Source organism: Streptomyces sp. NPDC048718 (assembly GCF_043198875.1).
Lineage (GTDB): Bacteria > Actinomycetota > Actinomycetes > Streptomycetales > Streptomycetaceae > Streptomyces.
In genome coordinates this window covers 481,691-496,578 of sequence record NZ_JBICVG010000001.1, presented here as the reverse complement: position 1 = coordinate 496,578, position 14,888 = coordinate 481,691, and the positions used below count along the sequence as shown (strand labels likewise).

The following is a 14,888-nucleotide window of genomic DNA, read 5'->3' as shown; positions in this document are numbered from 1 at the left end:
TTCCGGCACCTGACACATCGGCGGCGCTCATCGCCGGGTGTCCGACCGGCGGGGATGGATACGCGAGGCCCCGCCCATTCCCCGGAGAGGCAAGGAACAGACGGGGGCGGTTCAGGCAGCCGCCGTTTACGCGGTCAAGCCGGGATCGAAGTACCCCGGGGTGCGAAACAGGCCCGCGAAGGTCCCCGGGCCGTGCCGCTCATCCAGCCACGACCCAAGCGTGCTCATGTCACCGCTGATCATGGCTCCGAGGAACAGGCTGTGGCATTCGTTCTCTTCCCCAGGGGCGAACTCTCCCAGGAAGTGCTCGTACCGGCGGTTCACGCCCCTCTCATAGCCCCTGAGGGCCGCCGCGTAGCTCGCCTGCTCCTCACCCTCCGGATCCTCCGGATCGCCCGCTTCGCGCGTATCACCGTCCGACAGCGCGCCCGTCACATCCCGGAACGCAAGCCCCCCGAGAACGTCCGAGGGCTCCGTCACGCCGAAGCGCTCCGCTGTCCGCAGGGCGATGAGGCGTGCCTCCCTGTCACATGCGCCCTCCATGACGATCCCGAGATTTCGCGTGTACCGACTTCCCCGCTTGTCGGCAGTCGAGTACGACCGCCCGTTGGTACGGCGGAAGTTGACCCCGTACTGCGTGCGAACCGGCAGGCCCGCCACGTCCACGTACCTCCGACGCGATCCGTAGTGAAGGCAGTCGTGCGCATAGGCGCGCAGCAGGTCGAGAAGGGCCAGCGACGGAGTCTCGGGGACGCGGCCCCCCATGGGCCCGTACATCGTGATCACAGCCACCATCTGGAAGTGCCTGTAGCCCTGATCCGGATGATGGAAGCCACCGAAGGCGCCTGCACGCGAGGAGCCACAGCCCACCAGCACGCGGTCGAGCGGCAGCATGCGCGTCAGTCCGTACCCCGCGTACCGACGGCCGGCGAGCTCGACACCGGCACGGAAGGGGGAGGCATCGACACCCAACCCATCCCAGACGGCAAGGAGTTCGCTCAGGCGGAAGAACACGTGATCCGGATGCCTATCGATGAGCGGAGAGGCGTCGGCGCGCATGGCTTCCAGCGCCGCCAGGGCCCGGGCTCCGGTCACCGTCTCGTTCGGGGCCAGCGCCGCTAACTCGGCGCGCCCGCCTTGATGAGCTGAATGTGGGACTCCTGAATCCCCTCCGGGAGCGCATCCGGGCTGAACCATTTCGCCTCCAGAATCTCGAAGCCGTCGAGCTTGAGAGTTCCCCCCACGTGAGACGCCTCGTAGGCGATCTCCACACGGAGTTTGTAGCCGCTGGTCACCTGAACCAGGCGCCCCGGATCAACGTCGAGGCCGGTTTCCTCCCGGACCTCCCGAACGATGGTCTTCGGGAATTCCTCGCCCTTGATCGCATAGCCGGTGGGAAGGCCCCAGGGCCGATCGGCAGGCCACATGCGATGTTTGAGCAGGAGCACGTCCCCCGCCTCGTTGCGCACCACGCCTGTCACACCGACCATGAATTTGGCATGCGCGAACCACAGCACACGCCATTGCAGGGGACCGCGGATGAGTTTCCATACGCGGGCGACAATTCGCTTCATACGCACCCTTTCGACAGGGCAAGCACGTCCGGTGCTTGCGACGATGACTCAACCTGCACCGCGAGGTACTGGTTACGCCGCAGGCTTCAGGGCCGCCCATGCCGGGATTCCGAATCAAGGACGGGGAGTCACGAATTCGAGCTACGCGCGGGAGGGTCGGGAGCTCAGGAGCCGGTCCCGGTCGTCGTTCTCGCCGTCGCCTCCGCCCCCTCGCATGGTCCGACACGACCAAGCTAGGGACAGCGGGGCACCAACGCACAGTCGATTGCACCGGATTGCACGCGAACTAGGCGAGGGCGTCCAGCGCCGATGTGATCAGCGTGCGAGCGGTGGCCCCGTAGAGGGCCAGCGCCGCCAGCTCGGCGAACGTCTCGGCGTACATGCCGACCTCACTGGGTTGCGTCAGCGTGAGATACCCCGAGACCAACTCGACGTTGACTTGCGCCGTGTCGTAGATCCAGAACCCCTCGGTCGGCCAGCGCTCCCGATCCGGCTTCATCGGCACGACTCCCAAGCTGACGTTGGGAAGTGAGGCGACCGAGATCAGATGCCCGAGCTGGCCGGACATGACCTCGGCGCCGCCGATTCCGGCCCGCAGCACGGACTCTTCGACGAGGAAGGCGAACCGGCGGTCGCCTTCGTACAGCACTCGCCGACGTTCCATGCGTGCGGCGACCGCCTCGGCCACGTCGTCCACCAGGCCGCGCCGTCGCTGGATCGATTGGAGTGCCGCCGTGGTGTAGGGCCGGGTCTGGATCAGGCCGGGCACGAGCCACGACGAGTAAGACCGGAAGCGGCGGGTCCGCTGGTACAGCGGTAGCCGTGCCTCCTGCGCCTGTTTGAGCCCGGCCCGCTCCATGCGCCGCCAGTCGACCCACATGCCTTCGGCGGTCCGCAGCGAGGCGATCAGATCCTCGGCCTGGTCCTCGACCCCGCACGCCCGGCACCACGCTCGAATGTCCTCGGCGGACGGCGGCGTCTTGGCGTTCATGATCCGGGACGACTTCGACCGGCTCCACCCGCAGCGCTCGGCCAGGTCGAGCCCGGACAGGCCGGCATCCCGGCAGAGTTCCGCGAGACGTTCCGCGAGGGCCTGCCGGGCCCGCTGGGCGCTGGAAGACGCGGAGACGGCCATGGGTGCGTGATCAGGCGGGCCGGTACTCCGCGTGCGGAATCGCCCGCTCCCACGCCGCTTCATACGCGCTCGCGTACTGCGCGGCCAAGGCCGGCTCGTGGACGACCTCCATGCGCGGACCGGTCCACTGACCCTCACCACTGAAGTGGTGGAGGATCACGGTGTCCTCGTCCATGACCCAGCCGTCCAGCGCGGGGAGGAGCAGGTCACGCGCCCGCGAACGGGGCAGCCAACGCACTTCCTCGCCCGCCGCGACGTTCGTGAAGGTGCCGTCGTACTCGTACCGCACGTAGTCGCTCAGCGGTTCGGAGACGACGCGCAGCCGCCGCATGTGGACCCCTCGGCTGGTCGTCTCGGCCACCACGTCCAGCCACGACCGCCACCACGACGCACGGTCGGCCGGGTCGTACCGGTGGCCTTCCTGCCAGCGGATGAACTCCGGGTCGTCCCGCATGTAGCTGTCCCGCATCTCCAGGTGCATCGCCGAGCGCTGCGCCTTGGCGAGACATTCACGTACCGCTGTTGCCACCGTGGTCCTCACTGTCCGGACGGGGGATGAACTGGAGCATGTTCGCGGGGAGCCGGATCATGGTCTCGTGCTCCGGAACGTCCGTCGAGTGGCCCGGCACCGAGCCGACCTCCTGGGCCTGCCGGATCGTCCCCTCGTCCGCCTTCCACGACTGGATGATCAGATCGCCGGTCGTATCGTCCAGCCAGATCGTGGGCGAGCCATCGTCTGGAGTGTGAGGCCAAATCCCCAGGAACTGTAAAGCCATTGGGCATTCTCCCAGCGAGTAGGTTGCGGACGTACACGAGCCTTACCCCCAGGAGTGACCAGCACAAGAGGGATTCCCGGCCGAGCCCCCGCGTCGGGGGCGCGAACACGACGAGACGACGGCCCGCGAAGGTGCGGACCGTCGTCCCGGTCTCGGGGTGGGTCGGCGACCCGGTGGGGGGTCAGCCCAGGTAGCGGGCGACGGCGAAGTTGAGCTGGCCGCTCACGGTCGCCCCGCCGGCCGCGAGGATCCTTCCGTTGCTCTGCAGGGCCACGGCGCGGGCTCCGTCGCCGCCGGAGGCGAAGGTGGTGCGGACCCAGCCGACGCCGGCGGCCCCGAAGGTGGTGTCGGGCGCGCCGCTGGAGGTGAGGCGGTAGACCCCGAAGCTGCCCGCGATGGGGTCGGCGAAGCTGGTCACGGCATTGGTCTCGCCGATGAACCCGGCCGAGACGATCCGGTCGCTGGTGTCGACGACGACACCCCGGACGCCGTCGGCGAACAGGGTGGGGCTGATCTGGGTCTTGCCGCTGGTACCGAAGGTGGTGTCGAGGACACCGCCGGTGGTGAGGCGGATCCAGCCGGCCTTGACGTCACCGCTGATCCCGATAGGGTCCGCCGAGTCGACGTCGCCACCGGCGACCAGCTTGCCGGTGCTCTGCAGGCCGAGGCCGAACGCGAGGTCGTTGAGGTTGTTGAAGTCGACGTCGGTGAAGCCGCCGCTGACACCGAAGGTCGTGTCCAGGGCGCCGGTGGAGGTGAACTGGGCGACAAGGAAGTCGTCCAGGGTCGGGACGGTCGCGTCGAATCCGGCGATGACGAACTTCCCCGAGGACAGCTGCGCGAGCGCGAACACGTGGCCCGCCGCGCCGATGGTGACGGCTTCCTTGCCCGCACCTCCGGCGAACGTGGTGTCGAGGGAGCCGTTGGAGGTCAGACGGATCAGTCCCGCGTCGGCTCCGGCGACGCCGACGCCGAGGATCTTGCCGGAGGAGTCGATGACCAGGGCCCGTACCGCGTTGCCGAGGAGGGGGTCGATGCGGTAGGTGACGGTGCCACCGGAGCCGAACGTCGTGTCGAGGGCGCCGCTGGGGAGCAGGCGGGCGAAGGCGATAGTGCCGGCCTGCTCCGAGCCCGCGAAGCCGCCGACGACGATGTTTCCGCTGGAGTCGATGGCCACCGCGCGAGCGGCGTCGTCAAGGGCGGTGAAGTTGATGGTGACCAGGCCGCTGCTGCCGAAGGCCGTGTCGAGGGTGCCATTGGGCTTGAGGCGGGCGATCGCCCAGTCGCCGGTGGCGGTGCTGCCGACGCGGCCGGCGAGGACGATCTTGCCATCGGTCGGCTGGATGGCCATGGCGTCCGCGATGGACGTCTGGCCGAAGTTGACGGTGGCCTTGCCGGACGTCCCGAAGGTGGTGTCGAGATCACCTGCGGTCATGTTTCACCTCACGTGGGGGAGTGTCCGAGCCGCACGACGAGCCATGTGGACCAACTAGCCTTTGCCTGGCGGCTGTTGCGGGTGAATATGCCCGTCGATTATCGGCTGAACCGCACGTTCGAAGACATATGGGCGCATTCGAACATTCCGCGCGCCCCCAACTCCCTGACGATTCCCCGGCCCTGCCGACCCTCTCGCGCGCGGCCACCGGCGAGACCGGTCAAGTCGTCAACCAGGGGCACGCGAGCACCTGTTCAGCCGGTCGACCGGTGCTGCGCCAAGGCCGACGCCGCGCCCCGCCGGCCGTCAGATCACCGGCGGCCGGCCCAGCGTCGTCATGCGCCGGGGTCGGCCCCCGTCTCGGCGGCCCACCGCCGCCGCGCCACACCCTGCCCCCTTTCTCCCTTCCTCCTGGAGCACCGCCGTGAGCACCCGTACCGTCGGCCGGACCACCGTCACCCTGCCCGAGATCGACCCCGCGTACCTGGCGCCCGTGGACTCCCTCGTCAGCTCGGACACCGTGCGCGACTTCATGGCCGACGGCCACGACCTGCGCGCGCTCGACCTGGTCGACGGGCATCTCCAGAGCGGCCGGATCAGCCGGCTCTCCACCCGCGGCTGGACCATGGAGGGGACCACGGTGTCCAACGTGGAAATCCTCGACTGCGACACCGCCTCGCTCGCCTGGACCGGGGCGAAGACCCGCCAGACGGTCTTCCGCAATTGCGCCCTCATGGGCGCCCGGATCAGCGAAGTCGCCTTTGACGACAGCCTGTTCGAGGACTGCCGTCTGACCTACGCGACGTTCGACCGGGTGCGTGCTCTGGGGCCCGTGGCCTTCGTCCGCTGCCAGCCGCAGGAGGCGACTCTTCCCCCACACCACCCACATACGGGAGTACGCGGAGAAGACCGGCCTCCGGCTCATCCGCATCCTGCTGCGGCCGGGCGAGGGGTACGTGGCTCCCACCGAACTGCTGCCGCACGACGGCTCCACCGAAGGCCTCGCGGAGCCGTCGGCCGGCGCTTTCTGGCTCGGCGACTGGCCGATCGGCGCCTTTCCCTGGGCGGGCTGACGGGGCCGGCGTCCGGGCGGGCCCCGGGCGGGAGAGGCTTTCGGGTCACTTGAGGCCCGGGAGCGCGCAAGGAGCGCAGGAGTCTCAGCCCTCCGCTACGGCTCGCGGAAGTCCACTTTCCCCCCGGTATACGCCTCTTGCGCGTTCGATTTGGGTGGGTGTGTCGTGGTGGGGCACTGCCTCTCTCCTGGAAGGTGAACGTCGATGAGAGGTGTTCTTCGCCGTACCCCCACCCCCGACCCCGCCGCCCCGCCGCCACCCGGAAGGGCGGGCGGCCAGAAGCGCGTCCTGGCCGCGCTGACCGCCCTCGTCCTGCTCGTCTCCGGATGGTGGACGTACGCGGTGGACCACGCACCACCCGCCCACGCGGCGACCGCCGCCGCCCCCGTCCCCGCCCCCCGCGCCACCGTCGCCGCGGCCACCACCGCCACCGCCGACATGGACGTCAGCGTCAACCCCAACAGCGTGACCCCGACCCTCGGCGGCATCTCCGCCGTCGCCACCTACACGTGCACCAAGTCGAACGAGCCCGACGGACGCGCCCAACTGCGCCTGGAGTTCAGGCAGGGCCTCACCGAAGCCAGCAACGAGGTCTCCGTCCCCTGCGGGCCCCGCCAGATCAACTCGACCCAGCGGGTGAGCGCCGTCGCGCTCGGCTTCACCACCCTCAAAGAGATCACCGTGACCGCCATCCTGAGCGACGGCGTCACCACGGTCACCAGCACCGCCCGCACCATCAGCGACGCCCTGTACGTGCACATCGACCCCACCGCGACCTACAACGGCGTCGGCTACGTCAGCCTGAGCGGCTACTACATCTGCTCCCCCGACGTGCCCACCCCCGGCACCGTGTTCGTCAACGGGCAACAGGTCTCCACCCAGAACCAGCCGGCCGCCGGATACGGCTCGGTTCCCATCACCACCTGCAACAACACCCTCCAGGCGTGGTCCGTCACCTTCAGCAACGTCGTGGTCGGCGGCGGCGGCTTCTCCAGCAACTACCCCCTCGACGCGACGGCCACGGGCACGTTCTCCTCCCCTGGAGTGGCGTTCTACTCCGACTCCAACGCATCGGCCTCGTTCCTGCCCGGCTCGTAAGCGGCCGGCCGGACAGCACGAGAGGGCGGTCCCGGCCGTCGTGGCCGGGCCGCCCTCTTCGGGGCCTCGGGGCCGGTCGCTGCGCCGACCGGCTGTCGGGTTCGGGTACGGGACTTCGAGATTTACGCGCCTGCGGCGAACTCGACGAAACCGTTCCACGCACCCTGACCGAACGCGAGGTGCGGTCGCGAGGTGTCCTTGGAGTCACGCACATGGACGGCGCCGCGTGTCGAGGCGACCTCGACGCAGTCGTTGCCGTTGGCGTTGCTGCTGTAGCTGCTCTTGAACCAGTCCAGCTCGGGGACGAACCCCGTCCAGGCACCGGCCCCGAACGCGAGGTGCGGTCGCGAGGTGTCCTTGGAGTCACGGACATGGACCGTGCCGGGGGTCGTGGCGACCTCGACGCAGTCATGGCCGTTGCTGTTGTCGCTGTAGCTGCTCTTGAACCAGTCCAGCTCGGGCATGTGCCCTCCCTTAGGCGCCTGCGGTGTACTCCACAAAGCCGTTCCAGGCGTCGGCGCCGAACGCGAGGCTCGTACGCTCGACGTCCTTCGAGTCGCGGACGTGCACGGTGCCGGGGACCGTGGCGACCTCGACACAGTCGTTGCCGTTGTTGTTGCTGCTGTAGCTGCTCTTGAACCAGGCCAGCTCGGTCTTGCCGATCATGTTTCTCCCAGCAGTTGCTCGATGTAGTCCCGCGACTCCGCCGGAGTCAGGGCCGTTGAGCGGATGATGCCATAGCGCAGCTCCAAGAGCCGGAGCCTCCGCAGGTCGGAGACCGGCTGGCCGTTGAAGTCGCCGTCGGTGCGCCCGGCGGCCGTGCCGTCACCGAACTTCAGCAGCTCGATTCGACCACCCGGCCCGGGGTGATCGGCGCGTTCGGTCGGCATCACCTGGATCTCGACGTGGGGCAACTGACTCACCTCCAGCAGGTGTTCGAGCTGGCGCCGCATCACCATTTTGCCCCCGAAGGGCCGTCGCAGGGTCACCTCTTCCTGGATGAAACTGAACTCCGGGGCCGGGTCCTTCTCCAGCACCGCCCGCCGCGCCACACGTGCCTTCACGAACCGCTCCAGCTCCTCCAGCCCGTACGCCGGGCGGTAGGTCCGCAGCAGCGCCCGCGAGGACTCCTCCGTCTGGAGCAGACCGTGGATCGTGTAGTTGCTGTACAGGCAGAACTCGACCGCGCGCGATTCGAGCTTCGCCAGTCCGCGCACCCGCTTCGGGTAGCGGACCTCCTCCAGGTCCTTCTTCAGCGCCTTGATGGCCCCGAGCGCCCCCAGCACCTCGTCGGCGCCGTCCAGGTACTCCGGGCGCGGGATGCGTTCACCGCGCTCGATCTTGCGGACCAGATCCTCTCCGTAACCGAGTTGGGTGCCGAGGTCCTGCGCCCGCACCCTCTTCAGCTCCCGCCAGAACTTGAGCTGACGGCCGACGGTGAGGACCACCGCCGCCCCCGATTCGTCCCCAGGTTCGACGCGCCAACCCTCTTCTTCCTCGGAGTTTGTCTCTTCCGAGTCGTTCACGCTGTCCACAGTCATGGACGCACCTCCTTGTGCGGCAGGCACTACCCCGATCAGTACGCGAGACAGTCGGGACACGACAGGACAGTCGCGAGACAATTACCGTACGTGAGGGCCTGTTCGATGGTCAGCGTAAGCACACGCCACCACGCTGGGTGCCATGAACGATGAAGTAAGCCAACTCTTGGCATCCGTACGCCAATTCGGTATTCAGCTTTCCGCCACGCCGCGCGGGGCGCGGCTGGCGCGACTGCTGGCGGTCGAGCAGTTGCGGACGTGGGGGCTGAACGCCGTCGCGGAGGAAGCGGCGCAGATCATCGCCGAGTTGGCGAACAACGCGGCCACGCACGGACAGGTGTCCGGGCGGGACTTCCAGGTGGAGATGTTCGCGCTGTCGGACGTCCTGCGGATCGAGGTCACGGACACCCGTGGGGATCGGATCCCGCACATGTGTCTGCCCGGCGGTGCGGCGGAGTCCGGGCGGGGGCTGCTCCTGGTCGACGCGCTCGCGCGGCAGTGGGGGGTCCGGCAGGGGCCGACGCCCCGCAAGACGGTGTGGGCGGAGGTGGATCTGCCCGCGTCCGGACGGGCCTCGAAGTGATACTCCGCGTCGCGACCGTTCGCGACGCGGCTCCCCTCGACGTAAGAGCTAAAGGACTTGGGCGAGAACCGTTCCCAACCCCTCCTGCCTCCCGTCGACTCCCATTCGTCCAACAGGGTGACTTATGGCAACTCGACTGGATTTTGGTCCGGTTGTGCGACATATGCTCGCCGCGACAACCCCCAGACATGCGTCGGCCCCCGGCGGGACTGCAATCCCGGCCGAGGGCCTGACCATCGAGGAAGGCTCCAACTTCCCGTGGCTTCCAGGAAGATTAGCGTGCCCGCGCACGCCATCGGGCTCGTTCACCGCGATGTCCGACTGCGGCAACGGTTCACCATCGTCTGCAATCGCCTCGCCCAGCACGAGGGGCTCTCGCTGACGGCCATCGGCCTCGCGGTTCACCTCCAGTCGCTGCCCGCCGGCGCGTCGGTCGGAATCAAGGCCATCGCCTCGAAGTTCCCGGAAAGCGAGATGCGTGTCGCCAACGCGATGCGCGAGCTGGAGAAGCACGGCTACCTGGAGCGGTTCCGCGAACGCCTGCCGGACGGCCGCATCCTGCCGCGCACGATCTCGTACAACTGCCCGAAGGATGAAGTAAAGGCGGAGGAAGCGGCGCACCGCGGCCCCGCCCGCGCCACCCCACCGCCCCCGGCCCCGCCCCCACCACCTCCACCGCCCGAGCCGGACCCCGAGCCGGACCCGGACCCGGACCCTGAGCCGCAGCCCGAGCCGGACCCTGAGCCTGACCCGGACCCTGAGCCGGAGCCCGAGCCGGACCCCGCAGCGGATGAGGAGCCGCCCCCGCCGCTCGCCCGCCGCTACCGGCAGGCCACCGAACTCCTCGTCCGCCTCCGCGTCCACGACCCCCGGCTGTTGCTCTCCGCCCGCGCCATCGAACGCCTCGCGCCCGGCCTCACCACCTGGCTCGAACGCGGCGCCCGCCCCGACGCCGTCCTCCGCACCCTCTCGGCGAGCCTCCCGCCCGACCTCCGCCACCCGGCGGCCCTGCTCGCCCACCGCCTCACGAACCTCATGCCACCGCCACTCCCGGCAGGCCCCCGCCGCCCGGACGTGATCCCCCTCCAGACCTGCGACGGCTGCGAACGCGCCTTCCGCGCCCCGGACCCGGGCCGCTGCCGCGACTGCCGCCCTCCTGAGAGCCAGGCCGCCTAGCATGAAGCTGATGACTCGGCCCCCAGGGCACAGACGAGAGCCAGCGCCATGACCACCGCATCTCCGCGCTACCGGACCATGCGCGAAGCACTGGCCCTCCTTGACGACACGGTTCCCGGCCGGTTCGAGATCACCAAAGAAGGAATCGTCCACGACCGGCCGGCTCCGAACCGTCCCCACGGACTGACCGTCGCGCTGATCCGGCGGCGACTGGAACGCGTCCTGCCGGACGACCTGCTCGCCCACGCGGGCGAACCCGATGTCGAGAGCGCGCCCGAGGGGATCCTGCGGCACCCCGACGTCATGGTGATCCCCTGGGCGGACATGGAAGGGGACGGCGCCTTCGACCCACGGACCCTCGTGGCCGCCGTCGAGGTCGTCTCGCGCTCCCACCCCGACAACGACTGGGTCGGCAAGCTGCGCGACTACCCGCTCCTCGGCATCCCCACCTACGCGGTCTTCGACCCCCGTACCGAGTCCGGTGCCGTCTTCTCCGACATCCATCCCACCCCCGACGGCTCGCGCTACGCCACCCGCGAGAACTTCTTCTACGGCGAGCCGGTCACGATCGGCGCGTGGACGATCTCCACGGAGGGCCTGCCCGCGTACCCGTGAGAGCAGGCTTCACAGGACTCCCTCCTGAGAACGCCAAGGCGCGGCTCCCGCCACGAGCCTTCAGCCTGAACAGCAGCTGAAGAGCTCGGCGGAAGCCGCGCCCGATGGGCACATCACGCCGGGCGGGTCGCCGGGTACGAGTAGCCGTTGGGGACCGTCTTGTAGCAGGCCTCGGCCCACGTCAGATTGTTCGGGTTGGTCGTGCACTGGTACAGCACACTGGCGTTGCTCGGGGAGTCGGTGCCGTCGACCGCCGGAATGGTGGCGGTGCCCGTGCCTTGCCAGGTCTCACCCTTGTCGTTGGTGATCTTCCACGTACCGGTCATCGACTTGAGCAGCTGCGCTCGGGCCACCCAGCCCACCTGGCCGGCGGCGATGTCGAACTGGACCTGACCCGACTGCGTCGTGGTGGTGTTCCACTGACTTCCCCAGTAGCCCTGAATGGCCACGGAGAGCGAAGCCGCCACGGGCGACGTGCTCAGGGGGCCGGTGCCGACCGTTCCGGTGACCGTGACCGAACCGCCGTTGCTGAAGGTGTAGCCCGTGCTCTGCGACCAGCCGTACGAGTAGGTCGACCCGGTGGAGCCCGCGAACGCCGGGGGGCCCACGACCTGAGCCGGGCCGGATCGCGCCGGGGCCGGGGTGCCCACGTCGAAGGTGGCGGTCGGAATGACGCTGGACTTGTTGTTGAACTGGTTCAGCGCGTACATCGTGGCCCAGGACTTCAGCTGGTCGGTCAGCTCGGGCGCGACCTCCCGGCCGTTGTTGAAGTCCGAATACCTGAAGATCGTGATGTGGTCGTTCCAGCCGCTCGAGCCCTGGCAGCCATACAGGCCGACCGTGGTGCCCGGTGACGTACTTCCACCCCAGGCGTTCATGCATTTGTCGTCATTGACGTGCCGAATACGGAACTGAGGGTAGACCTGCCACGTCGACTGCAGCGGCTGGGCGTACCATTCCTGAGAACTCTGCCCCGCACAGGTCGCCATGAGCGTGGCCTCGCTGGAACCAGAGACATCGAGGCACAGCCCGCTGGAGGCATGGCGAATGGTGAAAGTGCCATTTCCCTTGTCACTGGGAACGAACATCCAGTGGTTTGCGCGGCCAAGATCGTATGACAGCTGCACGGCGCTGCCGACTCCGCCGGTCGCCGCGACATCGGCCCAATCCCTGCCGTCACCCCTGACGAGCTCCAGGGCTCCGCAGTAAATCCCGTCGGTGTTGCAGACCGGCGCCGCGGACGCCGAACCGGTGGCCAGAGGCGAGACGACCAGCCCCAGGGCGGCGACGGCGATACCCATGGCGGCGGCACCCAGGCGCCGCATCTTCGAGACGGGAGCTACGCCACCCGGCTTGGGATTCTTTCTCCGGAACATCGCGACTATCGACCTTCTTCCTTGGTTGACTTCAGGGAACGCGGGAGAGAGCGGCAGACCTTGCTCCTCCCGCACTGCCCGACCAGAGAATTTTCTGGCGCGAACATGTCAAACATTGAACCTTTATCCCGCACGCGCACTCCGCATGGGCATCCCGAGGGGAGGCCGGGTGGAGGGAGTGTGAAGACGAGCTAAAAAGTATTCCCGGGGCGGGGACACGTACAGACCGGAACGAGACTTTCCAGTAACCACGTTCCGGTCAATCACGGGCTGATTCCGGAAACGTCCCCCACTCTTGGCCGTTGTGTGCTGCACACACCGCCTCCGCCGCCACCCCCGCCCGACCCGCTCGCCCCGCCCGGCCATGTCCGCCGACGCCTCACGGCCTCCCCGACCCGGCGTGCGCCGGGACGTGGAAGAAGGAGGTCAGTCCAGGGCCAGGAAGCTGCCGGCGCCTCGTCGCTCCCACCGTTTCGAGATACCCCGGGCCGAGAGCGGCCCCCGCCGTGCACCCGCTGGTTCACCCGAACGCGCGGACCCCCACGGACTCCCGGCAGCGAGGACGGCCCCGGCGGGAACCACCGGGCGGGCCGCTTCGTTGGCCGGGGGCCCGTCCACGCCGCAACCTCCGGGAGCAACGTGTCCGACGCCACCCCCGCCACCCACTCCGCCCCCGCTTCCCCCGCCCTGCCCGCCCTTCCGGCCCTTCCGGCCCTTCCGGCCCTTCCGGCCCTGCCCGCGCTGAGCGCGCAGGCCGAGCGCCTGATCGAGCTGGGGGTGCACGAGTCGGCGGGGCTGTCCGCCGCCGCACTCCGCGCCTTCGCCGCAGCCGCATCCACAGCCGCCGACGGCCTCGGCCTCGGCGACACCGATGACGCCCTGCTCGCCGTCCACCCCGACCGCGCCCCCGCCTCCCTCCTGGCGCCGCTGCTCCGCCGGGACGACAAGCCCGGGTTCGTCGTCACCGACATGGCCGATGTCGACCTCTTCTCCCCGCTCGACTCGATCGCCCTGCCCGACACCCCGCTCTACCTCCTCACCGGCCTCGACCGGGGCGACCACCTGGCCAACTGGAGCCCGGACGAGGCGCTGCCCGCACTCACCAAGGACGACCGCACCCCGCTGCTGCTCACCGAGGGCATCCACTGGCTCCTGCATCAGCCCGCCGCCCTGGAGCGCAACCACTGCTTCATGACCATCGGCTCCCGGCTCCGCAAACCCAACGGCGCCCTGGACGCCCGCACCCCGGCCCTCTGGATCAGTAACGGCACCGGCCGCGACGGCCGCGAACGCCGTAACACCCCGAAGGTCGGCTGGTGTTGGGCGGGCAACCGGCACACCTGGCTCGGCTTCGCCTCCGCGACGGGGCGCCGGTCCCTCGTGGAGCACCCCTCCGCGTGAGGACGTGAGCGGGCAGCCCCAGGGCCGGGCCCCTTGATCACCCCTGGAGCAGCCAAAGGGGAGTGGGCAATCAAGTGGGCCGCGTGCGGCGACAGTTGCGCCGCCGTCCGGTTTTCGCCGAAACGGAGCCGGGAATCTCGATTCCGTACGGACAAATCACCGTACGTCGGGAATTCAGGAAAGGCGAAACCGTGCGAATTTCACGGCATTTGGGCCGCTTGGCCCTGGCCGGAGCGATGGCGTTCGCGGCGTCCGCGACAACCGTTCCGGCGCAGGCCGCACAGCCTCTCGTCATCTGCACCAGCAGCACCAACTTCGGCATCCGTGTCGGGCCCACCGGCCGCGCCCTCGTGGTCGGCGGACTGCTCAACTGCACCGCGCCCAGCCGGCCCGGCCTCAATGCCGGCAGCGTCAACGGCGTGGGCACGGCGACCGTGAACACGGCCGGTGAGCTGGTGCTGAAGACGCGGGAGACCGTCACGTGGAACGACGGCCCGCCCACCTCGATGGCCGTGACGCGCACCATCACCGGGACGAGCTCCGTCGTGGAGATCGGCCGCGGCACCGCCACCAGCGGGATGTTCCTGCGGGCGGTCGAGGCCGACACGGCACGCGGCACCCGCACCAACACGTTCGACGGCCCCTTCGTGCAGCTGAACTTCACCAGCTTCACCCTGACCTGAACCGAACCTCGGCAGCGGCCAGGGGAGCGATCAGGGTGCGCCCCCTGATCGCTCCCCTGGCCGCGCCGGAGGACGAAGAAGGTTGATTTTCCCACTAAACCCGCGCAGTTGCCGCGCGGAGGGTACGGGACGATCCTGAAGGTAGCCAGTGCGGGCATTCAGGGGACTCAAGGATCTGGCTGCCTCGCACTCGCGCTCGTGTACGGAGGGTCATCATCATGACCGAGCAGCCGAGGCCCATCATTTTCCTGGACCAGCCAGGCCCCTCCAAGGAAAAGGCACCCGCCGAACTCCGCGAGTGGGAAGCAGCCGTCAGGCGTTACGCCAACGCGCGGATGGACGACGGCGAAGGCGGCACCTGCGCGTTCTCCACGTGCGGCGGCGAACCGTGCGACTCCAAGGTGGACTACGCCATGTGAAAC

The 14,888-nt window shown here is 69.0% G+C and carries 17 protein-coding genes and 2 pseudogenes; 8 read left to right on the top strand and 11 right to left on the bottom strand.

Annotated features, from left to right (window positions below; genetic code table 11):
• Nucleotides 1-126: 126 nt before the first annotated feature.
• The 6 genes from ACGFRB_RS02330 to ACGFRB_RS02305 all read right to left on the bottom strand — a co-directional run bounded on the left by ACGFRB_RS02330 (nt 127) and on the right by ACGFRB_RS02305 (nt 4,920).
• A complete protein-coding gene (locus tag ACGFRB_RS02330) occupies nt 127-1,095 on the bottom strand; it encodes a hypothetical protein (RefSeq protein ID WP_393237904.1) in 969 nt (322 codons plus the stop codon).
• A gap of 23 nt (nt 1,096-1,118) precedes the next feature.
• Nucleotides 1,119-1,574 carry an NUDIX domain-containing protein gene (locus tag ACGFRB_RS02325; protein ID WP_393237901.1) on the bottom strand — a complete coding sequence of 152 codons (456 nt, stop codon included), beginning with the start codon at nt 1,572-1,574 and terminating at the stop codon, nt 1,119-1,121.
• Nucleotides 1,575-1,860: 286 nt separating this feature from the next.
• Nucleotides 1,861-2,709, bottom strand: a complete 849-nt coding sequence (locus ACGFRB_RS02320; protein ID WP_393237898.1) for a helix-turn-helix domain-containing protein — start codon at nt 2,707-2,709, stop codon at nt 1,861-1,863.
• Between the two features lie 10 nt (nt 2,710-2,719).
• Nucleotides 2,720-3,238, bottom strand: coding sequence for a DUF6879 family protein (locus tag ACGFRB_RS02315; RefSeq protein WP_393237895.1), 519 nt, complete (start codon nt 3,236-3,238; stop codon nt 2,720-2,722).
• A complete protein-coding gene (locus ACGFRB_RS02310; protein WP_393237892.1) occupies nt 3,219-3,485 on the bottom strand; it encodes a hypothetical protein in 267 nt (88 codons plus the stop codon). Before ACGFRB_RS02310 ends, ACGFRB_RS02315 begins: the two co-directional genes overlap by 20 nt.
• Nucleotides 3,486-3,666: 181 nt before the next feature.
• Nucleotides 3,667-4,920 carry a hypothetical protein gene (locus tag ACGFRB_RS02305; RefSeq protein ID WP_393237889.1) on the bottom strand — a complete coding sequence of 418 codons (1,254 nt, stop codon included), beginning with the start codon at nt 4,918-4,920 and terminating at the stop codon, nt 3,667-3,669.
• Between the two features lie 424 nt (nt 4,921-5,344).
• On the opposite strand from ACGFRB_RS02305, the gene ACGFRB_RS02300 reads away from it, so the two are divergent.
• Nucleotides 5,345-6,046 (top strand): hypothetical protein, encoded by a 702-nt coding sequence (locus tag ACGFRB_RS02300; protein ID WP_393237886.1) that lies wholly within the window; start codon nt 5,345-5,347, stop codon nt 6,044-6,046.
• 151 nt (nt 6,047-6,197) lie between these two features.
• Nucleotides 6,198-7,091 (top strand): hypothetical protein, encoded by an 894-nt coding sequence (locus tag ACGFRB_RS02295; protein ID WP_393237883.1) that lies wholly within the window; start codon nt 6,198-6,200, stop codon nt 7,089-7,091.
• A 122-nt stretch (nt 7,092-7,213) separates the two neighbouring features.
• Here the strand turns inward: ACGFRB_RS02295 and ACGFRB_RS02290 are convergent.
• The 4 genes and pseudogenes from ACGFRB_RS02290 to ACGFRB_RS02275 all read right to left on the bottom strand — a co-directional run.
• Nucleotides 7,214-7,372, bottom strand: a pseudogene (locus ACGFRB_RS02290) (DUF397 domain-containing protein); the annotation flags it as partial.
• Between the two features lie 21 nt (nt 7,373-7,393).
• Nucleotides 7,394-7,555, bottom strand: a pseudogene (locus ACGFRB_RS02285) (DUF397 domain-containing protein); the annotation flags it as partial.
• 10 nt (nt 7,556-7,565) lie between these two features.
• The gene (locus ACGFRB_RS02280; protein WP_393237880.1) at nt 7,566-7,757 is read right to left on the bottom strand and encodes a DUF397 domain-containing protein; all 192 of its coding nucleotides are present in this window, start codon (nt 7,755-7,757) and stop codon (nt 7,566-7,568) included.
• Entirely contained in the window at nt 7,754-8,632 is an 879-nt protein-coding gene (locus tag ACGFRB_RS02275) for a helix-turn-helix domain-containing protein (RefSeq protein WP_393237877.1), read from the bottom strand. The genes ACGFRB_RS02280 and ACGFRB_RS02275 overlap by 4 nt, the downstream gene beginning before the upstream one ends.
• Nucleotides 8,633-8,774: 142 nt before the next feature.
• Between ACGFRB_RS02275 and ACGFRB_RS02270 the strand changes: the two genes are divergently transcribed.
• The 3 genes from ACGFRB_RS02270 (at nt 8,775) to ACGFRB_RS02260 (ending at nt 11,006) form a co-directional block, all read left to right on the top strand.
• Nucleotides 8,775-9,215: an ATP-binding protein gene (locus tag ACGFRB_RS02270; RefSeq protein WP_393237874.1), complete on the top strand. Its 441-nt coding sequence runs from the start codon at nt 8,775-8,777 to the stop codon at nt 9,213-9,215.
• 279 nt (nt 9,216-9,494) lie between these two features.
• Nucleotides 9,495-10,391: a helix-turn-helix domain-containing protein gene (locus ACGFRB_RS02265; protein ID WP_393237871.1), complete on the top strand. Its 897-nt coding sequence runs from the start codon at nt 9,495-9,497 to the stop codon at nt 10,389-10,391.
• A gap of 48 nt (nt 10,392-10,439) precedes the next feature.
• Nucleotides 10,440-11,006 (top strand): Uma2 family endonuclease, encoded by a 567-nt coding sequence (locus ACGFRB_RS02260; protein WP_393237868.1) that lies wholly within the window; start codon nt 10,440-10,442, stop codon nt 11,004-11,006.
• A 113-nt stretch (nt 11,007-11,119) separates the two neighbouring features.
• Here ACGFRB_RS02260 and ACGFRB_RS02255 read toward each other — a convergent pair whose 3' ends face one another.
• Nucleotides 11,120-12,307 (bottom strand): RICIN domain-containing protein, encoded by a 1,188-nt coding sequence (locus tag ACGFRB_RS02255; protein WP_393237865.1) that lies wholly within the window; start codon nt 12,305-12,307, stop codon nt 11,120-11,122.
• Between the two features lie 762 nt (nt 12,308-13,069).
• On the opposite strand from ACGFRB_RS02255, the gene ACGFRB_RS02250 reads away from it, so the two are divergent.
• The 3 genes from ACGFRB_RS02250 (at nt 13,070) to ACGFRB_RS02240 (ending at nt 14,885) form a co-directional block, all read left to right on the top strand.
• Nucleotides 13,070-13,783 carry a DUF5701 family protein gene (locus ACGFRB_RS02250; RefSeq protein WP_393238221.1) on the top strand — a complete coding sequence of 238 codons (714 nt, stop codon included), beginning with the start codon at nt 13,070-13,072 and terminating at the stop codon, nt 13,781-13,783.
• Between the two features lie 62 nt (nt 13,784-13,845).
• Nucleotides 13,846-14,466, top strand: coding sequence for a hypothetical protein (locus ACGFRB_RS02245; RefSeq protein ID WP_393237862.1), 621 nt, complete (start codon nt 13,846-13,848; stop codon nt 14,464-14,466).
• A 218-nt stretch (nt 14,467-14,684) separates the two neighbouring features.
• Nucleotides 14,685-14,885, top strand: coding sequence for a hypothetical protein (locus ACGFRB_RS02240; protein WP_393237859.1), 201 nt, complete (start codon nt 14,685-14,687; stop codon nt 14,883-14,885).
• Nucleotides 14,886-14,888: the final 3 nt, after the last annotated feature.